General features: G+C 63.3%; 20 protein-coding genes and 1 tRNA gene. 12 read left to right on the forward strand and 9 right to left on the reverse strand.

Annotated elements, in window-relative coordinates; genetic code table 11:
• Positions 1–32 precede the first annotated feature (32 nt).
• From X730_RS139725 to X730_RS139690, 7 genes are all read left to right on the forward strand, one after another.
• Positions 33–1,706, forward strand: coding sequence for a ribonuclease J (locus X730_RS139725; RefSeq protein ID WP_023739141.1), 1,674 nt, complete (start codon positions 33–35; stop codon positions 1,704–1,706).
• A gap of 97 nt (positions 1,707–1,803) precedes the next feature.
• Positions 1,804–2,208, forward strand: a complete 405-nt coding sequence (mce, locus tag X730_RS139720) for a methylmalonyl-CoA epimerase (RefSeq protein WP_023827338.1) — start codon at positions 1,804–1,806, stop codon at positions 2,206–2,208.
• Positions 2,205–2,489 (forward strand): DUF1467 family protein, encoded by a 285-nt coding sequence (locus X730_RS139715; RefSeq protein WP_023670803.1) that lies wholly within the window; start codon positions 2,205–2,207, stop codon positions 2,487–2,489. The genes mce and X730_RS139715 overlap by 4 nt, the downstream gene beginning before the upstream one ends.
• Before the next feature lie 731 nt (positions 2,490–3,220).
• Positions 3,221–4,549, forward strand: a complete 1,329-nt coding sequence (proS, locus tag X730_RS139705) for a proline--tRNA ligase (protein ID WP_023735912.1) — start codon at positions 3,221–3,223, stop codon at positions 4,547–4,549.
• An 89-nt stretch (positions 4,550–4,638) separates the two neighbouring features.
• Entirely contained in the window at positions 4,639–5,877 is a 1,239-nt protein-coding gene (locus X730_RS139700) for a lipoprotein-releasing ABC transporter permease subunit (RefSeq protein WP_027050260.1), read from the forward strand.
• Positions 5,874–6,557, forward strand: a complete 684-nt coding sequence (locus X730_RS139695) for an ABC transporter ATP-binding protein (RefSeq protein ID WP_023685211.1) — start codon at positions 5,874–5,876, stop codon at positions 6,555–6,557. Before X730_RS139700 ends, X730_RS139695 begins: the two co-directional genes overlap by 4 nt.
• Positions 6,558–7,016: 459 nt before the next feature.
• Entirely contained in the window at positions 7,017–8,267 is a 1,251-nt protein-coding gene (locus X730_RS139690) for a peptidase M50 (protein ID WP_023827340.1), read from the forward strand.
• A 19-nt stretch (positions 8,268–8,286) separates the two neighbouring features.
• On the opposite strand, the gene lipB is transcribed toward X730_RS139690, so the two are convergent.
• Positions 8,287–9,030, reverse strand: a complete 744-nt coding sequence (gene lipB / locus X730_RS139685) for a lipoyl(octanoyl) transferase LipB (RefSeq protein ID WP_023827341.1) — start codon at positions 9,028–9,030, stop codon at positions 8,287–8,289.
• 336 nt (positions 9,031–9,366) lie between these two features.
• Here lipB and X730_RS139680 point away from each other — a divergent pair.
• A tRNA-Leu gene (locus X730_RS139680) sits at positions 9,367–9,451 on the forward strand.
• A gap of 667 nt (positions 9,452–10,118) precedes the next feature.
• Here the strand turns inward: X730_RS139680 and X730_RS139675 are convergent.
• The gene (locus X730_RS139675) at positions 10,119–11,198 is read right to left on the reverse strand and encodes a histidine kinase dimerization/phosphoacceptor domain -containing protein (RefSeq protein ID WP_023827342.1); all 1,080 of its coding nucleotides are present in this window, start codon (positions 11,196–11,198) and stop codon (positions 10,119–10,121) included.
• 401 nt (positions 11,199–11,599) lie between these two features.
• Between X730_RS139675 and X730_RS139670 the strand changes: the two genes are divergently transcribed.
• Positions 11,600–12,532, forward strand: a complete 933-nt coding sequence (locus X730_RS139670; RefSeq protein ID WP_023827343.1) for a TauD/TfdA family dioxygenase — start codon at positions 11,600–11,602, stop codon at positions 12,530–12,532.
• A gap of 27 nt (positions 12,533–12,559) precedes the next feature.
• On the opposite strand, the gene sucD is transcribed toward X730_RS139670, so the two are convergent.
• The 5 genes from sucD to X730_RS139645 all read right to left on the reverse strand — a co-directional run bounded on the left by sucD (position 12,560) and on the right by X730_RS139645 (position 17,777).
• A complete protein-coding gene (sucD, locus tag X730_RS139665; protein ID WP_023827344.1) occupies positions 12,560–13,459 on the reverse strand; it encodes a succinate--CoA ligase subunit alpha in 900 nt (299 codons plus the stop codon).
• A 128-nt stretch (positions 13,460–13,587) separates the two neighbouring features.
• Positions 13,588–14,772 (reverse strand): malate--CoA ligase subunit beta, encoded by a 1,185-nt coding sequence (locus X730_RS139660; RefSeq protein ID WP_023827346.1) that lies wholly within the window; start codon positions 14,770–14,772, stop codon positions 13,588–13,590.
• Between the two features lie 18 nt (positions 14,773–14,790).
• Positions 14,791–15,765 carry a CoA ester lyase gene (locus X730_RS139655; RefSeq protein ID WP_023753464.1) on the reverse strand — a complete coding sequence of 325 codons (975 nt, stop codon included), beginning with the start codon at positions 15,763–15,765 and terminating at the stop codon, positions 14,791–14,793.
• Positions 15,766–15,775: 10 nt separating this feature from the next.
• On the reverse strand, positions 15,776–16,966 hold the full coding sequence (locus X730_RS139650; RefSeq protein ID WP_023827347.1) for an aminotransferase class V-fold PLP-dependent enzyme: 1,191 nt from the start codon (positions 16,964–16,966) through the stop codon (positions 15,776–15,778).
• Between the two features lie 145 nt (positions 16,967–17,111).
• Positions 17,112–17,777: a response regulator transcription factor gene (locus X730_RS139645; RefSeq protein WP_023827348.1), complete on the reverse strand. Its 666-nt coding sequence runs from the start codon at positions 17,775–17,777 to the stop codon at positions 17,112–17,114.
• A 267-nt stretch (positions 17,778–18,044) separates the two neighbouring features.
• On the opposite strand from X730_RS139645, the gene mgtE reads away from it, so the two are divergent.
• The gene (gene mgtE / locus X730_RS139640; RefSeq protein ID WP_023700365.1) at positions 18,045–19,463 is read left to right on the forward strand and encodes a magnesium transporter; all 1,419 of its coding nucleotides are present in this window, start codon (positions 18,045–18,047) and stop codon (positions 19,461–19,463) included.
• A gap of 158 nt (positions 19,464–19,621) precedes the next feature.
• Positions 19,622–20,008, forward strand: a complete 387-nt coding sequence (locus X730_RS139635) for a MerR family DNA-binding transcriptional regulator (RefSeq protein ID WP_023685221.1) — start codon at positions 19,622–19,624, stop codon at positions 20,006–20,008.
• Between the two features lie 301 nt (positions 20,009–20,309).
• Here the strand turns inward: X730_RS139635 and X730_RS139630 are convergent, their stop codons facing one another.
• Complete coding sequence (locus tag X730_RS139630; protein ID WP_023827349.1) at positions 20,310–20,741, reverse strand: isoprenylcysteine carboxylmethyltransferase family protein; 432 nt, start codon at positions 20,739–20,741, stop codon at positions 20,310–20,312.
• Positions 20,742–20,888: 147 nt separating this feature from the next.
• Positions 20,889–21,899, reverse strand: a complete 1,011-nt coding sequence (locus X730_RS139625; protein WP_023690977.1) for a DUF1624 domain-containing protein — start codon at positions 21,897–21,899, stop codon at positions 20,889–20,891.
• A 232-nt stretch (positions 21,900–22,131) separates the two neighbouring features.
• Between X730_RS139625 and X730_RS139620 the strand changes: the two genes are divergently transcribed.
• On the forward strand, positions 22,132–23,331 hold the full coding sequence (locus X730_RS139620) for an MFS transporter (protein ID WP_023827350.1): 1,200 nt from the start codon (positions 22,132–22,134) through the stop codon (positions 23,329–23,331).
• Positions 23,332–23,334 lie beyond the last annotated feature (3 nt).

Below are 23,334 nucleotides of genomic sequence, written 5' to 3' on the forward strand. Positions count from 1 at the left end.
AGCTGGTCGCAAGGGCCGGGAAGGGAAAATTGATGGCGAAAGCGCAAAACGCCGAACTCGTCTTCGTGCCGCTCGGCGGCGTCGGCGAGATCGGCATGAACTTCGCCCTTTACGGCTATGGGCCGCCTAGCGCGCGCGAGTGGATCGTCGTCGATGTCGGCGTGACCTTTCCCGATGCGGCGCATCCTGGCGTCGACCTGATCCTGCCCGATACGCGCTTCATCGAGGAGAACCTCGCCGGCCTGCGCGGCATCATCATCACCCACGCGCATGAAGACCATTACGGGGCGCTGCTCGACATCTGGCCGAAGCTGAAGGCGCCGGTGTGGATGACACCGTTCAGCGCCGGACTGCTGGACGCCAAGCGCCAGGGCGAGCAGGGCGCGCCGAAGAAAATTCCGGTGACGATCTACCGGGCAGGCGAAACATTCACTGTCGGCCCGTTCTCGATCGAGGCCATTCCGGTGGCGCACTCGATCCCCGAGCCGATGTCGCTGGCGATCACCTCGCCGGCCGGCACCGTCATCCATACCGGCGACTGGAAGATCGATCCGGAACCGACGATCGGTCCGAAAACCGACGAGGCGCGGTTTCGCGCCTATGGCGACAAGGGTGTGCTGGCGCTGATCTGCGATTCCACCAATGCGCTGCGCGAAGGCGAATCGCCGTCGGAAGTGGCGGTGGGCGAAGGCCTCAGGGGCGTCATCCAGAGCGCTGTCGGCCGTGTCGCCGTCACCACCTTCTCCTCCAATGTCGGACGCATCGTCTCCATCGCCAAGGCGGCGCGCGATGCCGGCCGCCAGTGCCTGGTGCTCGGCCGCTCGCTGAAGCGGGTCATCGATGTCGCCGGCGAACTCGGCTACATGGACGGGCTGCCGGAGTTCATCGCCGAGGAGGATTTCGGCTTCATCCCGCGCGAGAACCTGGTCATCATCTGCACCGGCAGCCAGGGCGAGGCGCTGGCAGCGCTGGCAAAACTGTCGCGCGACGAGATGAAATCGGTGTCGCTGACGGCCGGCGACACGGTGGTGTTTTCCTCACGCACCATTCCCGGCAACGAGAAGGCGATCCTCGAGATCAAGAACCGCCTCATCGACCTCGGCATCAAGATCATCGAGGATGGCGACGCGCTTGTGCATGTCTCCGGCCATCCCCGCCGCAGCGAATTGCGCAGGATGTATGAATGGGTGCGGCCGCAGATCGGCGTTCCCGTGCACGGCGAAGCCGCGCATCTGGTGGCGCAGGGGTCGCTGATGTCGACGTCGGGCATCGGCCAGGTGGCGCAAGTGCGCGACGGCGACATGCTGCGGCTGGCGCCGGGTCCGGCCACGATCATCGACCAGGTGCCGTTCGGCCGCATCTACAAGGACGGCAGGCTGATCGGCACCGACCAGGCGATGGGCATACGCGACCGGCGCAAGCTATCCTTTGCCGGCCATGTCGCGGTCAATGTCGTGCTCGACGACAAATATGAGCTCGCCGGCGATCCCGATCTGGTCGCCATCGGCGTCGCCGAGGCCGATGCCCGTGGCGAAAACATGGAAGATCTGATGCTCGACGCGGCCGTCGGCGCGGTCGACTCGATCCCTCGCCAGCGCCGCAAGGACCTCGATCTGGTGCAGGAAGCGGTGCGCCGCGCCGTGCGCGGCGCCGCCAACGAGGCCTGGGGCAAGAAGCCGCTGGTGACGGTGTTTGTGACGAGGTGAGGGAATAGGCAGTAGGCGGTAGGCAGTGGAGAAAAATGCAGATGTATCACTACTGCCTACTGCCCATTCCCTACTCTCTTAACTTGTGGAGCACTTCATGCTCGGACGCCTGAACCATGTAGCGCTTGCCGTGCCGGACTTGGCCGCGGCGATTGCGGCCTATCGCGATACGCTTGGCGCGAAGGTCACCGCGCCGCAAGCGCTGCCCGAGCATGGCGTTACCGTGGTGTTCGTCGATGTCGGCAACACCAAGATCGAACTCCTGGAGCCGCTGGGCGGGGGGTCGCCGATCGCGGCCTTTCTGGACAAGAACCCCTCGGGTGGCATGCATCATGTCTGCTACGAGGTCGACGACATCCTTGTCGCGCGCGATCACCTCAAAGCGAGCGGCGCCCGCGTGCTGGGCGACGGCAATCCCAGAACCGGCGCCCACGGCAAGCCGGTGCTGTTCCTGCATCCCAAGGATTTCTTCGGCACGCTGGTCGAACTGGAGCAGGCATGAGCTGGATTTCGTTTGCCGCGCTGTTCTTCATCACCTGGTGGCTGATGCTGTTCATCGTGCTGCCGTTCAGCGTCAAGACGCAGGATGACGACCAGGACGTGACGCTGGGCACGGTTGCGAGTGCGCCGCGCGGGCCGCATATGCTGCGCGCCGTGATCCGCACCACCATCGTCACGGCTGTCGTCATGGGGGTTTTCTATAGCCTGACGCACGGGCTGGGCTACAGCCTCGACGAAGTCCCGCACATCATCCCCGAAGCCAGCCAGGCACCTGCAAACTAACCACTTTCCCGCCGGCAGATCGGGTGGGGTGTTCGTGCCTGTTTTCGGAGCGCCAAACTCAGGTTTTGTCTCGCCAGCCTGCGATGCACAATCGGCGGCCAGGCATGGCCGACCCGCATTAGAATCACGACTGGGCATCAGGCTGACGCAAGCTCACGTGATTTGGGAACAGGTTGATCTAACCAGATGATCGGGCAAAAAAAATGCAAGGCACAAGGCCTTGCAATTTAAACGCGTTCCGATCTGTTTTCCGGTTTCCGGCGGCAGCGGGTAACCGCGCCTAGATCGCATCCTCCCAAGACTTTGACCGCGTAGGAGAGCAGATTTTTCTCCACCCTCTCGGTTATCGGGGCACACTAGCCTAACCCTGATGAAATTGTCACGCAGAATTTTGCCCGCAATCGGGCAATCTGTGCTGCAGTGCACAATAGTGCGGCAGGCTTTGCTTGCGAAACGAACAACACCGGGGCTGCCGCCTTAATCTGGTCAGGTGTGCCGCGTCGCCCGGACGCGCAAAGCGTGTGTGAGCACTTCGGAGTCCGGGTCATCATTTTGCATCAAAAGCATTATCGTTTTCGGTGCGAAGGTCTTTGGAAGAAGAATCGATTTTTGCGATTTCGGACCGATGCGGCCGGTCGGGTTTCCATTCCGTCACGAAATAGCTATGAAGCCGGGGCAAGCAAGCCAGCCGCGCCGATTCCGGCGCAGCCTCCTCTCTCACGGACCTGTCCATGCGTTTGTCGCAGTTTTTCCTGCCCATCCTGAAAGAAAATCCGCGCGAGGCCGAGATCGTCTCGCACCGGCTGATGCTGCGTGCCGGCATGATCCGCCAGCAGGGGCAGGGCAGCTTTTCCTGGCTGCCGCTAGGCAAGCTGGTGCTCGACAAGGTCTGCCGCATCATCCGCGAGGAGCAGAACCGCGCCGGCGCGCTGGAAATCCTGATGCCGACCATCCAGTCGGCCGATCTGTGGCGCGAAAGCGGCCGCTATGACGACTATGGCAAGGAGATGCTGCGCATCAAGGACCGGCAGGACCGCGACATGCTCTACGGTCCGACCAATGAGGAAGTGGTCACCGAGATCGTGCGCGCCTACGTCAAGTCGTACAAGGATTTGCCGCTCAACCTCTACCACATCCAGTGGAAGTTCCGCGACGAGGTGCGGCCGCGCTTTGGCGTCATGCGTTCACGCGAATTCCTGATGAAGGACGCCTATTCCTTCGACCTCGATTTCGAGGGCGCGAAGGCCGCCTATAACCGCATGTTCGTCTCCTATCTCCGGACGTTCACGCGCATGGGGCTGCAGGCCATTCCGATGCGGGCCGACACCGGGCCGATCGGCGGCGATCTCAGCCACGAATTCATCATCCTGGCCGACACCGGCGAGAGCCAGGTCTATTGCGACCGCGAATATCTGTCGCTCCAGGTGCCCGGCGAGAAAACCGACTTCGGCAATGACGGCGAGATCGCCGACATCGTCAAGACGTGGACGACGCCTTACGCCGCCACCGACGAGATGCATGACGAGGCGGCCTGGGACAAGCTTGGCGAAGCCGACCGGGTCTCGGCGCGCGGCATCGAGGTCGGCCACATCTTCCATTTCGGCGACAAATATTCCAAGCCCATGGGCGCCAAGGTGACCGGGCCCGACGGCAAGGATCATTTCGTTTCCGGCGGCTCCTACGGTATCGGTCCGTCGCGGCTGGTGGCGGCGATCATCGAGGCCAGCCATGACGACAACGGCATCATCTGGCCGGAAGCGGTGACGCCGTTCGACATCGGCCTGATCAACATGAAGGCCGGCGACGCCGAGTGCGACCGCGTTTGCGGCGAGCTCTACGCCGCCTTTACCGGCGCCGGCAAGGATGTGCTTTACGACGACACCGACCAGCGGCCGGGCGGCAAGTTCGCCACCGCCGACCTGATCGGCCTGCCCTGGCAGGTGATCGTCGGGCCGCGCGGCGTGGCCGCCGGCGAGATCGAGATCAAGAACCGCCGGACCGGCGAGCGCGAGACGCTGCCGGTCGCGGAGGCCAGGAAACGCTTCGGTGCAACCGCATGAGCGAAGCCGCGGCAGCGAAGTCTTCGGTAGCCCAGTCTCCGGTTGGCAAGTCTCCGGTCACCAAGTCTCCGGTCGCCGGCCCGTTCTCCATGTTCGAACGCATGGTCGCCTGGCGTTATTTGCGGTCGCGCCGCAAGGAGACGGTGATCTCGGTCATCGCCTCGATCTCCTTCCTCGGCATCATGCTAGGCGTCGCCACGCTGATCGTCGTCATGGCTGTCATGAACGGGTTTCGAGCCGAACTTCTGACCCGCATCCTCGGCGTCAACGGCCATCTGATCGTGCAGCCGCTGGATTCGCCGCTTGAGGACTATGCGCAGGTCGCAGCCCGCATCAACGGCGTGGCCGGCGTCAAATACGCGATACCGCTGATCGACGGCCAGGTCCTGGCGCAAGGCAATGTCGGCGGCGGCATGGGCGCGCTGGTGCGCGGTATCAGGGCCGAAGACCTCGGCAAGATCGCCATCGTCGCCCAAAACGTCAAGCAAGGCACGCTTGACGGCTTCGACTCCGGCGATGGCGTCGCCATCGGCAAGCGCATGGCGGAGAATCTCGGCCTTGTGCTCGGCGACACCATCACGCTGATCTCGCCGGACGGCGATGTGACGCCGATGGGCACGACGCCGCGGCTGAAGGGCTACAAGGTGGCGGCGATCTTCGAGGTCGGCATGTCGGAGTATGACAGCTCCATCGTCTACATGCCGTTTTCCGAAGCGCAGCTCTATTTCAACATGGACGGCAGGGCGCAGACGATCGAGATCTATGTCGACAATCCCGACAATGTCGACGCGCTGAAACCGCTGGTGGATGCGGCGGCGCAACGGCCGATCGACATGGTCGACTGGCGCCAGCGCAACGAGACGTTCTTTTCAGCACTGCAGGTCGAGCGCAACGTCATGTTCATGATCCTGACGCTGATCGTGCTGGTGGCGGCGCTCAACATCATCTCCGGCCTGATCATGCTGGTGAAGGACAAGGGCCACGATATCGCCATCCTGCGCACAATGGGCGCCTCGCGCGGCGCCATCCTGCGCATCTTCCTGATGACGGGTGCTGCGATCGGCGTCACCGGCACGCTGGCCGGCGTGCTGCTCGGGGTGCTCATCTGCACGAACATCGAATCCATCCGCCAGTTCTTCTCCTGGATGACCGGCAAGGTGCTGTTCAACCCGGAGCTCTATTTCCTCAGCCAGCTGCCGGCAAAGATGGACCCGCGCGAGACCACCTATGTCATCCTGATGGCGCTCGGCCTGTCCTTCCTAGCAACGGTGTTTCCGGCATGGCGCGCCGCACGGCTCGATCCGGTCGAGGCCTTGAGATACGAATGAAGTCCGAGATCATTATCGAGCTGAAGAGCGTCGAGCGGCACTATGTCCAGGGGCCGCGCAAGCTCACCATTTTGAACGGCGCCGACTTTTCGCTGAAGCGCGGCGAGATGGTGGCGCTGGTGGCGCCGTCGGGCACCGGCAAGTCGACGCTGCTCCATACGGCGGGCCTGCTCGAGCGCCCCGACGCCGGTGACGTCATTCTGGCCGGCCGCGCCTGCGGACGGCTCTCCGACGACGAACGCACGGCGATCCGCCGCAACGATGTCGGCTTCGTCTATCAGTTCCATCATCTGCTGCCGGAGTTTTCGGCACTGGAAAACATCATGATGCCGCAGCTGATCAAAGGGCTTTCGCGCAAGGAGGCGTCGGAGCGCGCAGCACAGCTGCTCGACTATATGCAGATCGGCAAGCGCGCGTCGCACCGTCCGTCGGAGCTGTCCGGCGGCGAACAGCAGCGCGTCGCCATTGCCCGCGCGGTCGCCAATGCGCCCTTGCTGCTGCTCGCCGACGAGCCGACCGGCAATCTCGACCCGGTCACCGCCTCCTATGTCTTCGAGGCGCTTGGCGCGCTGGTCAAGCAGTCCGGCCTTGCCGCGCTGATCGCGACCCACAATCACGAACTCGCCTCGCGCATGGACCGCCGGGTGACGTTGGCGGATGGCAAGGTCGTTCCGTTGTAGGCCCCAACTTCCTCATCCTAGGGTCTGCGCCGCGTCGCTGCGCTCCTTGCTCCGCCCTAGGATCACGAAGTGATTGGTGCGTGTCCCGATCGCAAAGGCATGCGATGCGCCCTGCGTCAGCACTGCCGTCACCCCGTCAACCTTTCCTTAACCCTGCCCAAACCGGGTGTCAGGATTCGTCGGCATGCCGCTTTCCGCTCATTGACTTTCGAACAAAGTTAGAACAAAATACGAACATATCAACAACAGGAGAGAGTTATGAGCGATCTTGTTCAGGACGTCGTTTCGTTGGTGTGCATGAGTGCGTTTCTGGTTTCCATGGCTGTCTGGATCGGCGCCATGTGATGCAACTGCGGTTCGCCGCACTGTTTTAGGCGGGCAGGAAGGCGCTGTGCCGTTAAGCCTTTCTTGCCGCCATGACGCTAGGCTGCCCCGCCAAGACAGGGAGCAAAACCTCAGGTGTCGCCGATCGTGACGGCCCTTCTCGTGGCCGGTAATCTCGGACTGATTTTCCTTCTGATGACCGCGCCGCTCGGTTTGCGCACGGTGCGGCTGAGCCGCGTGGTTGCGGTGGACCGGCAGCGCCTCTGGCAGGCGCTGTGGCCGCTCGGCAGCGATGCCGGCTGGTCCGGCGAGATACTCTCGGCCCAGCCGCTGGACGGGCAGGGCACGGCCCGCATCCTGCTGTCCTGGGAGGGCCGGGACGGCCAGCCGATCGAGCGAAGGTCGCGCTTCGAGGACGTCGTCGAAGGCAATCGTTTTTCGATGCGGGTCATCGAGGATACCGCGCTCGACGCGTCGTTCTGGAAGGATTTTTATGAGACCACCGAACTCACCTCGGAAGGTGCCGGCACGCGGGTGACGCTCAGTCAGACCGATCGCTATCGCGGCGTCGCCTTCCTGGTGTTCCGCTACTTCGCCATGCGCCGCGAGCTCGGCAAGCTGGAGATCTGGGCGAGGACCGGACAGTATCGCAAGGGCGGCTGGTTCGAGCATCCGCTGAGCCAGGTCGGTTTCGCCGTTCTGTCGGCTTTCATCCTTTGGCCGTTCTTCGGGCTCAATCTCGGCGGCCTGGCGCTGGCCGCGATCCTGACCTCGGTGGTTGCCCTGCATGAGCTCGGCCACATGGCGGCCTTTCGGCTAACCGGTCATCGCAAGGCGCGGATGATCTTTATCCCGCTGCTCGGCGGCATCGCCATTGGCGGCCGGCCTTATGACAGCCGCTTCGAGGTCGCCTTCGTGGCGCTGATGGGCGCTGGTTTTTCCGCGTTCCTGGTACCGCTGCTGATCGTCGCCAGCGGGCTCGCATCCGGCGAGGGACATCGGCTCGCCGCGGCCCTTCTGGCGACGCTTGCCGGCTTTGCCGCGCTGTTCAACATCGCCAATCTGGTGCCGGTGTGGAAATTCGACGGCGGTCAGGTGCTGCGCCAGATCTGCCCGGGGCCGGTCGCCCTGGCGCTCGCCTCGTTTTCCCTGCTCTCGGCCTTGCTATGGCTTGGCTGGCTGGCCGGCTTTTCCCAAAGCTTTCTGCTGGTGGCGGGCGCCGTCTTTGCCATCCTCAGCCTGATGACAGTGGGTAGCGGGGTAAAACCGCGCCACGAATTGAAGCCGATCCGCATCTTCGACCGTTTCGCCATGGCCGGCGCGCTGCTGGCCGTCTTCGCCATTCACGGTTTCGGGCTGTTGTGGGCCTCGGCGCGGTTGCTTTGAGCGTTGGTCGAGGCGAGACTCAGCCGGCCTTGCGAGCCGGTTCTGCAGAAGTTGACTCCGCTGCCCCGAAAACATCCTCGAAGGCGGATTTCAGCGCCAGGTCGAAATCGCCCATGGTCACGGGCAGGCCGAGGTCGACGAGGCTGGTGACGCCGTGATCCGGCACGCCGCATGGCACGATGCCGCTGAAATGGCTGAGATCCGGCTCGACATTGACGGCAATGCCATGAAAGCTCACCCAGCGCCGCAGCCGGATGCCGATGGCCGCGATCTTGTCTTCAGCCGGCGAGCCGTCGGGCAGGGACGGGCGCTCGGGCCGCACCACCCAGACTCCGACGCGGTCCTCGCGGCGTTCGCCGCGCACATTGAAGGCGGCAAGCGTGCCGATGATCCACTGCTCGAGCGCGGCGACGAAGGCGCGCACATCCTCGCGCCGGCGCTTCAGGTCAAGCATGACATAGGCAACCCGCTGCCCCGGCCCGTGATAGGTGTATTCGCCGCCGCGCCCCGCGGCAAAGACCGGGAAACGGTCGGGGTCGATCAAGCCCTCGATGCGGGCGCTGGTGCCGGCGGTGTAAAGCGGCGGATGCTCGACCAGCCAGACCATCTCGGCGGCCGCACCCGTGCGGATCGCCTCGGCGCGCGCTTCCATCAGGGCCAGCGCATCGGTGTAGCCGGTCAGGCCAGGCTCGATGCGCCATTCGACCGGCGCTGACCCGGGCAAGGGCAGGAACGACGTGGCGATCTGGCTGCGTTCGGTCATGGCTTTTCGTTTTTCGCGTGACGCACGCCGGCTTGGCGAAACCGGCTTGCGCTCTGGGGCCAAATGCATTTGCCCTTCATATGGCGGTATCCGGCTGAAACGTCCAGTTCGCCACGCATTTCGGCCTTCGCGCACGACCCCGAAGATAGGAACGATCTTCGGAAAGGATCATGCGCCAAATCAAAGTGCTGCAGCGTCCTTTGCGCGTCCCACAGGACGCGCGGCGCTGTAGAGGCCGATATGCCAATTTGCGCGATTATTGCGCGCCGCGCCCTTGTTTCGCCGGAAACGATTTGCTACACGCCGCGAGCCGGTTCGTTCCGGCTCCTACCACGGGCGGTCGTGGCGGAATTGGTAGACGCGCAGCGTTGAGGTCGCTGTGGGGCAACCCGTGGAAGTTCGAGTCTTCTCGACCGCACCATAATTTTTCGGCCATTGAAATCATTGCGGCTTCTCAGGCCGTCGACGCCAGATCATCGCCTTTGGCGCTTGAACCGGCCGCAGCAGAGTTGCAACAGGAGGTCGCAGAGCCGCACGCGAACGCCGTTTGGCTCGCACCGGCCAGCCTCCTGCACCCGAGTCCCCGGCTTTGCCGGTGGCGGGGCAGGGGATGTGGGTGACCTAAGCGGCGCGTCGTTGCGGGAAATGGAGACCCGGACGGGCTCGACGAGGGTCAACGGCCGTCACGACGGTGTGGTGGTGATCGCAGTAGACGCGATCCGGCGACGTCGGCCCGGCACAAAAACGGTAACCACCGGGTACCGAGCGGTCTTCGCTCACCGGGAAGCGGCACTGGTTGAGGCCTAGCTGAATGAGGGGGACGTCTCTCGACGCTGGTCTGATATTTTCACGCATGATGGTTTTCAGTTCCTGGTTCATAGCCCTTGCCGGCTGACGGCCGCGGTGCGACCCGTCGGAGCGAGCTTCTCTCGTTTTGGAGGCTGTGGACCACATATGGTGCTGATCGCACCGCCAAAGAAGCCCGGCGCCCCGCTTCTGAAGCCAAATCGTTTGCGACTTAAGGCCACACCCGCGAGCGCCCGAAGCACCTGTCCGGCCGGGATTTGTCGGCGCGTCGTTACATAGCCTCAGTCCGTCGCCGCCGATCGCTTGAAGACGATGGTGACCCTGGTTCCCTCGCCGGCACTCGAGTTGACGTCGAATTGCGCCTTGGCATTTTCGGTCAGCGACCGCGCGATCAGGGAGCCGAGCTTGCCTGGCCTGGGCCAGGTCTCACCCGTCGGCAGACCGATTCCATCATCGGCGACAGTCACCCGGCAACCATCGCCGCTGACGACGCTGTGCAGCGTGATCGTGCCGCCGTCGCGCCCGACGAATGCATGTTTGAGAGCGTTGGTCAGCAACTCATTGACGACCAGGCCTGTCGGCATGGCAACGTTGATGGATACCGGATAGGTATCCACCTTAAGGTCGAGGCGGATACCTTCGACTGCGTGCGACGCCATGACGGCGGACGCGATCTGGCTAAGATACACACCAAGATCCACCTCATCCTTCTGCTGGTCAGCCGACAAGGTCTGGTAAAGGATTGCCAATGCGTCTACCCGGCCGGCAAGCCTTTCGAAGCGCTTCTGGTCCGGTTCGGTGGCGTTGCGGGTTTCCATCCGGATCAAAGCGGTGATCATCTGCAGATTGTTTTTCACCCGGTGCTGCAGTTCGCGCAACAGGGTGTCCTTCTCCCGGATTAGCTCCTCCGCGGGTCGCGCGTCCTCGGTCTCGCCGTGTGCCGTGACGTCGACAAGCGCCACCAGCCGGAAGCAGAGCTTGCCGTTGTCGTCCTCGATAACGTTGGAATAAACGTCGACGATTGCCGGCTTGTCCTCGCCGCGCTCAAGACGAAATGTGCCGACGAAATCGGTGTCTTCAACGACAGCCTCGGCGAGCGGCCTGTCCTTCTGCCGATGAAGCCCCCTGCCGGAAAGGGCCGCCCAGTTTTCCCGCGCAAGCTTCGGCGCCTTGAGGTCCGAGAGCTTCTCGAATTCGGGATTGGCGTAGACGACACGCTCCTTCGCGATCAATTCCGAGACGGCGATCGCGATCGGCATCTGGTCGAGAAATTTCTTGAACTGGTCGCTTTCCAGCGCGGTGGCAAGGTCAGGCGTATCGAGCAATTGCTCGACAGCGTCAGCCTTTTCGGAGTCTGTCATCTCGGGGCCTGCGTGATGCGTGGAAGCCATCAATATCAGGCATGCAATTCACCCGCTATCTCCAATATCGAAGGGGATACGACAGCGTCACTACTGGTGCGGGCCGCGTCGCGCGGGGCTCCACCGCCTGCTGCTCACGAACGAACTGGACAGAAGGCATTTTTCTCAGGGCCGCCGAACTTTGAAAAGAAATGTCTATGGAATTTGTAGAATTACGCTTTGAATGGGATCTCGGTGCTGCTCGCAAGCCTTGGCGGCCTTCGCCTCCTGAGTTGAGATCAGCGCTTTCGTTACCAAGCAAGTCGGCTCCCGATGAGGGAGTTGCTCCGCCGATCGCTATGCGGCCGGCAGACGGCGGAGCATTGCCAGTGGCCCCGCGACTTTAGAGAACAGAGGTTCCCATGACCAGACTTACCCCCGTAGAGCAGATCATCCCGGATGCCGATATTGTCCCGCTTACCGGACGCGTCGGCGCAGAGATCAGGAACATTCGGCTCTCCGGCGACCTGCCGCAGCAGACAATAGCGGCGATCAATCAGATCCTGTTGCGGCACAAGGTGGTGTTCTTCCGCGATCAGGCGCATCTCGACGATGCCGGGCAGGAGCGCTTTGCCCAGCGTCTCGGCGACCTCGTCCCGCATCCGACCCAAGGTCCCGTCAAGGGAACGGCGTCCATTCTCGAACTCGATTCCAGCCGTGGCGGCGGTCGCGCCGACCAATGGCATACCGATGTCACCTTCGTCGACGCCTATCCGAAATTCTCCGTTCTTCGCGGCGTCGTCATACCGCCGGCCGGCGGCGACACCATCTGGTCGAACACCGCGGCCGCCTACCAGGACCTGCCCGAGCCGTTGAAACTGCTCGCCGACAATCTCTGGGCGGTTCACAGCAACGCCTACGATTACGCCGCGGTGCGGCCGCGTGCGAGCGCCGCGGAAAAGAAGCACTTCGAGGAAATCTTCACCTCGACGATCTACGAGACCGAGCATCCCGTCGTCCGCGTCCATCCCGAAACAGGCGAGCGCACGCTGCTGCTCGGCAATTTCGTGCAACGGCTGATCGGCCTTTCCAAAAGCGATTCGGCGAAGCTTTACGAGGTGTTCCAGTCCTATGTCACCGCGCCGGAGAACACCGTGCGCTGGCGCTGGAAAGCCGGCGATGTGGCGATCTGGGACAACCGCGCGACGCAGCACTACGCCGTCAACGACTATGGCGACCAGCACCGGGTGGTCCGTCGCGCCACGGTCGACGGCGACGTTCCGGTCAGCGTCGACGGCCGCCGCAGCGCCACCCGCACCAAGGTCGCGAAGCCGGCAGCCGACAAGGCGGCATGAGGCGCGGTCGAACGCGAAGGCCGCTGTTCAGGCGGCCTTCTTCATACGTGATAGTGTCTCTGCAACCACCTCACCAAACGACGACGGCGTCGGCACGATGATCACCCCGGCGTCCTTTAGAATCTCGACCTTTTCCTGCGCCGATTCGCCGAAGGCCGAGATGATGGCGCCGGCGTGGCCCATGCGGCGGCCTTTGGGGGCGGAAAGGCCGGCGATGTAGGCGATCAGCGGCTTCCTCATATTGTCGCGCGCCCAGATCGCCGCTTCGGCTTCCTGCGGTCCGCCGATCTCGCCGATCATCACCACGGCGTCGGTGTCGTCATCCTGTTCGAACAGTTTCAGCATGTCCTTGAAGGACGAGCCGTTGATCGGGTCGCCGCCGATGCCGACGCTGGTCGAGACGCCGATGCCGAGCGACTTCATCTGCGACGCCGCCTCGTAGCCCAGGGTTCCCGAGCGGCCGACAATGCCGACGCGGCCGGGGAGGTAGATGCTGCCGGGCATGATGCCCATCAGCGCCTGTCCGGGCGTGATGACGCCGGCGCAGTTCGGGCCGATCAGCCGCATGCGGTCCTCGTAGCGGTAGCGCAGCATGTAGCGCTTGACCTGCATCATGTCCTGCGACGGGATGCCGTCGGTGATGCAGACGCAGAGTTTAATGCCGGCGTCCGCCGCTTCCATGATCGAATCGGCGGCAAAGGGCGGCGGCACGAAGACGATGCTGGCCTCGGCGCGGGTCTCGCGCACCGCGCCCTTGACCGTGTTGAAGACAGGCAGGCCGAGATGCTTCTGGCCGCCTTTGCCGGGGGTGACGCCGCCGACCAGCTTGGTGCCATAGCGTTTCATGTCGTCGGCATGGAAGCTGCCGATCTTGCCGGTGAACCCCTGGACGATGACGCGGGTGCTGCGGTTGAGCAGGATTGCCATTTTCTCGACCTCCCTAGAGCACGATGCCGAAAAGTGTGAAGCGGTTTTCGGACGACATCATGCTCCATCTGTTTGATTTTAGAGACGGATTCAGATTTCAGGTCGATTCGACCTGAAATCATCCGGCTCTAGGCTGCTTTTTTCTTGGTGGCCGCGCGCCATGCGGCGACGGCTTTTTCGGCGGCTTCTGCAAGCGTGTCGGCAACGATCACCGCCTCGCCGGAATCAGCCAGGATGCGGCGGCCTTCCTCGGCCCTGGTGCCGGAGAGACGGACCACCAGCGGCACGTTGACGCCGACCTCGCGGATCGCCTTGATGACGCCTTCGGCGACCCAGTCGCAGCGGTTGATGCCGGCGAAGATGTTGACCAGGATGGTCTCGACATTCTTGTCGCCGAGCACGGCGCGGAAGGATTTCGCCACCCGCTCGGGCGAGGCGCCGCCACCGATGTCGAGGAAGTTGGCCGGTTCGCCGCCGGCGATCTTGATCATGTCCATGGTCGCCATGGCGAGCCCTGCGCCATTGATGATGCAGCCGATGTTGCCGTCGAGGCCGACATAGGAGAGGCCGCGATCGCTGGCGAAGGTTTCGCGCGGATCTTCCTGGCTTTTGTCGCGCAGCTCGGAGATTTCCGGCCGTCGGAACAACGCGTTCTCGTCGAACGACATCTTGGCGTCGAGCGCGATCAAATTGCCGTCGCGGGTCACCACCAGCGGATTGATCTCCAGCATCGAGGCGTCGTAGTCGCGAAACACCTGGTAGCAGCTGAAGATGGTCTCGGTCGCCTTGCCGATCAGATTGTGGTCGAGGCCGAGCCCGAAGGCGATCTCGCGGGCCTGGAAACGCTGCATGCCGACACCGGGATCGACCGATGTGCGCAGGATGGAGTTCGGCGCCTTCTCGACGATGTCCTCGATCTCCATGCCGCCGGCAGCGGACGCCACGATCATGACGCGCTCTTCCTTGCGGTCGAGAACGAAGCCGACATAGAGCTCCTGCGCGATATCGACGGCTTCCTCGAGATACAGGCGCGAAATCAGCTTGCCGCGCGGGCCGGTCTGCTGGGTCACCAGCTTGCGGCCGAGCATGGCTTCGGCAGCGTTGGAGATCTCCTCGTCATTGGCGCAGAGCTTGATGCCGCCGGCCTTGCCGCGGGCGCCGGAATGCACCTGCGCCTTCAAGACCCATTTGGCGCCGCCGATCTCGCGCGCCCTGTAGGTCGCCTGCTCGGGGCTGTAGGCCAGCCCGCCGCGCGGCACATGCACGCCGTGGCGTGCCAGCAGTTCCTTGGCCTGATATTCGTGGATGTCCATTTTGTCCTCCCTGAACGGTCAATGCGCGGCGACACGCGGCTCGCTAGAGAATTGGCTGGCCCGTTCGATTGCCTCGTTGACCACCAAAACATTGCGCGCCATGCGTTCCGACGCTGCGTCGATCATCTTGCCGTCGAGTGCGGCTGCTCCCTTGCCCTGCGCCTCCGCCTCCTTCAGCACTTCGAGGATGCGCCTGGCGCGCGTCACCTCTTTTTCCGGTGGCGAGAAGACGTCGTTGGCTAGCGCGATCTGCGAGGGATGGATTGCCCATTTGCCTTCGATGCCAAGGGCGGCGGCGCGCCTGGCGCCGGCGATGTAGCCCTCCGGATCGGAGAAGTCGCCGAACGGCCCGTCAATCGCGCGCAAGCCATAGGCGCGGCAGGCGACGGTCATCCGCGACAGAGCGAAATGCCACTGATCGCCGGGATAGTCGGGGTTGAGGCCGCCGATGTTGACCGTGCGCGCCTTGCAGCTTGCCGCATAATCGGCGACGCCAAAATGCATGGCTTCCAGCCGGCCGGGTGTCGCGGCAATCGCCTCGACATTGGCCATGCCGAGCGCGGTCTCGATCAGCGCTTCGAGGCCGACGCGGGTCCTGAAACCCTTTGCCATCTCAATCTGGTTGACCATGGCCTCGACCATGTAGAGGTCAGCCGGCACGCCGACCTTCGGCACCAAAATGGTGTCCAGCCGGTCGCCGGCCTGTTCCATGACGTCGACCACGTCGCGATACATGTAATGGGTGTCGAGGCCGTTGATGCGCACCGAGACGGTCTTGCCCTTGGCGCGCCAGTCGATGTCGTTGAGCGCCTGGATGATGTTCTTGCGGGCGCGCTCCTTGTCGGGTGGGGCAACGGCGTCCTCGATGTCGAGGAAGATGAAGTCGGCGGCGCTGTTGGCCGCCTTGTCGATCATTTCCGGGCTGGAGCCGGGAACCGCCAGCTCGCTGCGCTGCAGGCGGAGTTTCTTCAGGTGGTTGATGGTGTGGCTCATCGTAGGCTCCTCAGGCGGCTTCGGCGACCGGCACGGCGGCCGAGGCGCGGAAGTGCTGGATGGCGGCGCCGACGCCCGAGCCCGGCGCCAGCCGTACGCCGCAGTCGAGCAGCGCCATTTCGGCGGCCGAGAGCGAGGCCAGCACCATCACCTCGTTCAGCCAGCCGAGATGGCCGATGCGGAAGACTTTGCCGATCACCTTGTTGAGGCCGCCGCCGAGCGAGGTCTGGTATTTCTGGTAGGCGCGCTTGACCACATCGCCGCTGTCGACGCCGTCCGGCACCAGGATGGCGCTGACGGTGTCGGAGTGCCATTTCGGCGCCTTGGCGCAGAGCTTCAGGCCCCAGGCGTCGACCGCCTTGCGCACGCCTTCGGCGAGGCGATGGTGACGGGCGAAGATGTTTTCCAGCCCTTCCTCGGCGATCAGGTCGAGCGAGGTGCGCAGGCCGCGCAGCAGCTGCGTCGCCGGCGTATAAGGGAAATAGCCGGCGTCGTTGGCGCGGATCATGTCCTCGAAGGAGAAGACGCAGCGCCGATGGGTGGCGCTCCGCGAAGCCACCAGCGCCTTCTTGCTGACCGAGAGGAAGCCGAGGCCGGCGGGCAGCATGAAACCCTTCTGCGAGCCGCTGACGGCGCAGTCGACGCCCCATTCTCCCTGGCGGAAGTCGATCGAGCCGATCGACGACACGCCATCGACGAAGAGAAGGGCAGGGTGGTTGGCGTCATCGAGCGCGGCGCGGCAGCCGGCGACGTCGCTGGTCACGCCGGTCGCGGTCTCGTTTTGGGTGCAGAAGACTGCCTTGATGCGGTGCGCCTTGTCGGCCCTGAGCCGCTCGGCATAGAGCTCGAGCGGCACGCCGGTTCCCCATTCGCAGTCGATAACCTCGACCTCGAAGCCGAGGCGCTCGGCCATGTCGACCCACAGATGCGAGAACTGTCCGAAGCGCGACATCAGCACGCGGTCGCCGGGGCTGAGCACATTGGTCATCGCCGCTTCCCAGGCGCCGGTGCCGGAGGAGGGATAGATGAAAACGCGGCCGGTCTCGTTCTTGAACACCGTCTTGATGTCCTCGAACAGCGGTAGCGTGAGATCGGGGAAGGATGCTGCACGCATGTCCTCCATCGGCAGGTTCATCGCCTGCCGGACCTGTTCGGGAATGTTGGTCGGTCCGGGAATGAAAAGATGGGTGAAACCGGCCATGTCGCGAACTCCTCCTGCTCCAGCAAAGCGGTGAGGGGAGTTTCGTCTCAACGGCTAATGGCAACAACACCTCAAGGGGTAACATCTTGCCGCGCGCGGGTGGGGGTTGCCTACCCGGGTGACCTACCCGCGGCTCATCGCTCGCCTACCCGAACGGCTGCTTCTGGGTACGCCGCTCGCGCGCATAGAGCGCGACGGCCATCGCCCGGTTGCGGACGTCGAGCTTGTCGTAGAGGTTCTTGAGGTGGTATTTCACCGTGTTCTCGGAAATCCCGGTCCGCGTAGCGATCTGCAGATTGGTCCAGCCGTCGGACAGCACCGCCAGCAGCTCGCGCTCGCGCACCGTGAGCAGCGACAAGGGTGTGTCGTTGACCTTGTTGATGTCGATGTAGGGGATGCAGATGCGGCCATGCGCGACGGCCAGGATGGTCTCGAAGATGATCGCCGGATCGTCGAACTGGAAGCAGTAGCCCTGGGCGCCGAGCCGCACGCACTGCTTCAGGATGCCGATGTCGTGGTCGTTGGAAAACACCGCGATGCGCACGCCGAGCTTGCGGCTGTGAACCTCGGCCAGCACATCGGCGCCGTCCATGTCGGAGAGCTTCCAGCCGATAACGGCGACGTCGAATTCCGCTTCGGCTGCCAATTCCAGAAAATGCCTGCCGCTTTGCACGCAGGCCCTGAGATCGAAGCGCCCGTCGCAGTCCAGCATGTCGCGCACCGCCGATATGACGAGCGGATTGCGTTCGGCGACGACCACGCGCACGCGCCGTTCCTCGATTGCCTTCTGCGTCTGTGACCTGATCTTCAAGGGCTTCCGGCTGTTCTGGTTCCTGGCCTGGGCGGGTCCGGCAGATGGCAGGACCTGCACCATGACAATTCTGCCCCAACCGTGCTCGGGTGCTCTTTCCCCAGCGACATGTGCTGTCGCGCCGCCTGAATCCTGGGCGGCGTCATATCCTGATGAAATCACTCTCGCCCATATGCAGGGCGGGGCGCATTTCGTTTGATATTCCCGTGCGTTGCGCGCTAGACCTGACAGGCACCTTTTCCGAAATTCCCATGGCGGGAGCCGCTGGTGGAACGCCAGGACGACCAGAAGACCGGCGCCAAAGCCGCTGACGATGCCCACGCCGACATCTATGGCGAGGACGGCGCCGTTCTGTCATCATTCCTCGCCCAGATCGGCGCGGCGATCGCCGATCGCGATACGCTGACGCTGAAGCGCGAAGTCGACGACCTGCACCAGTCGGAACTTGGCGATCTGCTCGAGGCCCTGCACCCCGAACAGCGTCGCGCCCTAGTCGAACTGCTCGGCGCCGACTTCGACTTCTCGTCGCTGACCGAGGTCGACGAGGCGATCCGCCGCGATATCGTCGACAATATGCCCAATGAGCAAATTGCCCAGGGCATGCAGGACCTCGATTCCGACGACGCGGTCTACATTCTCGAAGACCTTGAAAAGGAAGACCAGGACGAGATCCTGTCGCAGCTGCCGTTCACCGAGCGGATCAGGCTGCGCCGCTCGCTCGACTACCCGGAAGAGACCGCCGGTCGCCGCATGCAGACCGAGTTTGTCGCCGTGCCGCCGTTCTGGACCATAGGCCAGACCATCGACTACATGCGCGAAGACAAGAACCTGCCCGAGCGCTTCAGCCAGATCTTCGTCATCGATCCAAGCTTCAAGTTGCTCGGCGCCATCGACCTCGACCAGATCCTGCGCACCAAGCGCACGACCAAGGTCGGAGACGTGATGCACGAGACGAGGCACGCCATTCCGGCCACCATGGACCAGGAAGAGGCGGCGCGGGACTTCGAGCAATACGATCTTCTGTCCGCCGCCGTCGTCGACGAGAACGAGCGGCTGGTCGGCGTGCTGACCATCGACGACGTCGTCGACGTCATCCAGCAGGAGGCCGAGGAAGATCTGCTGCGCATGGGCGGCGTCGGCGACGAAGAGTTGTCCGACAGCATTCTTTCGACCTCGCGCTCGCGCGTGCCCTGGCTGCTGGTCAACCTGTTGACGGCGTTCCTGGCGGCATCGGTGATCGGCCTGTTCGACCGCACCATCGAGCACATTGTGGCACTGGCCGTGCTGATGCCGATCGTGGCCGGCATGGGCGGCAATGCCGGTTCGCAGACCATGACCGTCACGGTACGCGCGCTGGCGACCAGGGATCTCGACATCTACAATGCCGGCCGCATCATCCGCCGCGAAATGGGCGTGGGTTCCATCAACGGCATCATCTTCGCCGTGCTGATCGGCATCGTCGCGGCCGTCTGGTTCCGCGATCCCAATCTGGGCGGCATCATAGCGGCGGCGATGATCATCAATATGTTCGTGGCAGCCCTTGCCGGTATCCTGATCCCGCTATTGCTCGACCGGTTCAAGATCGACCCGGCGGTGGCGTCGGCGGTTTTCGTCACTACGGTCACCGACGTCGTTGGCTTCTTTGCCTTCCTCGGGCTGGCCACCTGGTGGTTCGCTATCCCTTGAGAAAGAGGCGTTGCGGGTTCAATTGACTTTTACGTAAATGTGGTGCGAGGCTTGCGCGGGGTTTCATGCCGAGTCCGGCTTGGAACGGGGTTGATCGGAATGCGTTGGAAATCCCGGGCGACCGGGCGTTTTCCGATGTTCCGACATTTGGAGCAAAGATGCGGGAATATTATTCGATCACCGAACTGACCCGCGAATTCGACGTGTCGACGCGGACGCTGCGCTTCTATGAGGACGAGGGGCTGGTGCAACCGGTCCGGCGGGGCCGCACAAGGCTGTTTCGCCCATCTGACCGGCATCTGATCCGTCAGATCATGCGCGGAAAACGGCTCGGCTTCTCGATCAACGAGATCCGCGAAATCATCCAGATGTACAAGGAACCGCCCGGCGAGGTCGGTCAACTCAACCTGATGATCAAGCGCATCGAGGAAAAGCGCGAGGATTTGCGCCAGAAGCGCCGCGATCTCGAGGAGACGCTGGCGGAGCTCGACCAGGCGGAGGAGTCTTGCGTCGAGCGGCTGGTGGAGTTGGGGGTAAATACCTGAGCGGATCGTCGAGCGTTTGCGCGCCCGTCGCAAACGTTCGCGATTAGCCGGAGCCCTTCCGCACTTCGTCATTCTAGGGCGAAGCAGGAGCGAAGCTCCATCGCGGAGACCCTAGAATCCATTCCGTGACATCGGTCGTGGAGTGCAGCGGTAGCGAATTCTGGACCATAGCAACGCTCTGGAGTCGCGGCATGGATCCTCGGGTCTGTGCTGCGTCGCTACGCTCCTTGCTCCGCCCGTGGATGACGAAGAGACGGATGCGCCAGCTAATCGCCAAGGTATACACCCCTGCCACGTCGCCTCAGATCCAGCGCCTGACCCGCTTCGCATAGTCGCGGTACTTCTTGCCGAATTTGGCGAACAGCACCTTCTCCTCGCTCTCGATGGCGACCTTCTGCGTTGCAAATGCCGCGATCAAAGCCAGCGGCAGGAACCATACAATCCCCGAGACGAAGGCAACGCCGATCAAAAGCAGCGTGTTGGCCAGATACATCGGGTTGCGCGTGACGCCGAACGGGCCGGACGTCACCAGATGCTCCGGCACGCCATTGGGGTTCATCGTCGTTTTGGCCCGGATCATGGTGCGGATAGCGGTGAACCAGAGGGCTGCGACGGCAAACAGCACCACAAAGCCGGCGGCAAACAAAAGGTCGCCCAAGAGGTCGCCGATCCAGGGCAGCGGATAGAACAGGCCGAGCACGATGCTGATGGCGATGGCGGCGATGTAGATCACCGGCGGCCACGGGATCAGCCGTGGTCTCGGTAGATCNGAGCACGATGCTGATGGCGATGGCGGCGATGTAGATCACCGGCGGCCACGGGATCAGCCGTGGTCTCGGTAGATCGGGTTTTGCCAGCCGGGGTTTTGCCAGCTTGTCAGTCATTGTTGCCCTCCCTGCGTCATCGGACTCTCCTCCGTCCTTGCGGTGCAGATGCCGGCGAGTTCACCGAGATGCGCTTTGAACTCCGGGGTCTGGTCGCCATTGTAGAGCCGGTCGAATGCCGCTTCGCTTTGCAGCGTGTCCAGCATGCACACACAATAGCTGGTGCAGAACTCCGTGTCGCGCTGCTGTTCGCAAGATACCTGGCATTCCTTGAGGAAGATCACTTCCCTTGTTTCGACGGGCGCCGGCGCAATCTGCGAGAACAGCCAGACGCAGCCGAACAGCAGCGGCTGGTGGATCAGGTAGAAAGCCAGGCTGTGGCGGCCGATGAAGGTGAGCGGCCTGGTCCAGCTTCCTGATCCCAGCGTGGCCAGCCGCGCCAGCAGGCCAGTGGTGGACGCAAACTTTGCCGCGGCGATGCCGAGAAGCACGGCGCCGAACCAGGGAAACAGCGGCACGTAATCATTGGAGCGCGGGTTGATCGCCGACAGGCCGACCCACCACAGCGCCGGATGATCGAAGGCTTCGGATCGGAGATAGAGGGGGACTGCGATCACCACCGCCGCCACGACCAGCGTCAGCCAGGAAGGCAGCCGCAGAAACAAAAGGCCGAGCAAGCTGGCCAGCGCGATCTGATGCAGGATGCCGAAGAAGATGAAGCTGTCCGGCGTGATGAAGTACGTGACCGCCGATATAGCGGCGGCCGCGACGGCGACCATGGCAAAACGTTTCCAGAAGCCGGTCCAGCGGATCTGCCTGCCATGAGCGAGAAACAGGCTGACGCCGACCAGGAACAGGAAGGTCGAGGCGATGCAGCGCGCATAGATCTTCCACCAGCCGACGGCGGTGAGGCCGGGGTCGGTGTAGTGGAAATTTTCGAGATCCCAGGTGAAGTGGTAGCTCGCCATGGCGATCAGCGCGATGCCGCGTACGACATCGATGGCGACGATGCGCTTCGGTTGATCTCGCTTCAGTTGATCTCCAGGGGGTGCGGTATGGATGCTCATGGTCTCGCGATCTGATTCAGCCCCAAAGACGACTATCACGGTTGCACCGGACAAAAGAAGGCCGCCCTCTACGCTCCGGGTCATGCCGTGCGGCTGCATCGGGCGGCGCTTTAGGCCAGAGCCGGAAAGCCTTTGGCCGAATTTGCTTTTTGCCGGGAAGGGGTCGGTTTCCTGTTACCGGCGGAGGAAGCGCCAGCGCAGATTTGGGCTGCGAGTCTGATTTGGGGATCAAATGTCCACCCATGTGCGCCATCCGATCTGGCTTCCGGCCCTGCGTCCGGCGGATGCGCGCACCTTCGCCTCGCTCTATGCGGTCGAATCCTTCGCCCGCGCCACGGTATCGAGCGTCATCCCGATCCAGGCCTATGAGATTCTGCACAACGAGCAGATCGTCTCGATCCTCTACACCATCGTGGCGCTGCTCGGCCTGTCGGTGACCTTGTTCATGCCGATGTTGATCCGCAGGTTTGCCCGGCGCTGGGTCTATACCGGCGGCGCCTGCCTGCTGGCGATGGGCTCGCTGTTCTTCGTCACCCACACGCTTGCCGGGCAACTGACAGGCATGCTGTGCCGCGTCATGGGGGCGAGCGCGCTGTCGATCACGCTCAACCTCTACATCATGGATCACATCCGCAAGACCGATTTCATGCATGCCGAATCGCTGCGCATGGCGTGGTCGATGCTGGCCTGGACCGGCGGGCCGACACTCGGCATCTTCCTCTACACACGCTACGGCATCTATGCCGCGCATGGCGCGGTCGCGGTGTTTGCGTTGGCCTTGCTGGCGCTGTTCTGGACCTACAGGCTGGGCGACAACCGGTCGATCCGGCCGGGCAAGACACGGCCGGCCAATCCGCTGGCCAATATCGGCCGCTTCGTAGCACAACCCAGGCTCAGGCTGGCCTGGCTGATCGCCTTCGGCCGCTCCTGCTTCTGGACGACGTTCTTCGTCTACGGGCCGCTGTTCATGGTGATTACCGGCGAGGGCAAGCTTGCCGGCGGCCTGCTGGTTTCGGCCGGCAATGCGCTGTTGTTCATGGCGATCTTCTGGGGCAAAGCGGGAAAACGCTTCGGCGGCCGGCGCACCATGACCTTCGCCTATTTCGCGATGTCGGCGACGCTGCTTGCGGCGGGCGCGGTCGGCACTACCGCGCCGCTGCTTACGGGCTTTTTCCTGCTCTGCGGCGCCTTCGTCACCATCGCGCTCGATGCACTGGGCTCGACCGCCTTCATGCGCTCGGTGCGGTCCTATGAGCGGGCGCAGATGGCCGCGGTCTACCGCACCTATCTCGACTTTTCCGAACTGACGCCGCCGCTGGTTTATTCGGTGGTGCTGGCGTTTTTCGGCCTCGGCTCGGTGTTCGTGACGCTGGGCATTCTGGCCGCGGTTTGCGGCTTTATCACCTGGCGCTATCTGCCGAAGTCGCTTTAGTCG

The sequence above is a fragment of the Mesorhizobium sp. L103C131B0 genome (assembly GCF_000502275.1).
In the GTDB taxonomy this organism is placed as follows: Bacteria; Pseudomonadota; Alphaproteobacteria; order Rhizobiales; family Rhizobiaceae; genus Mesorhizobium.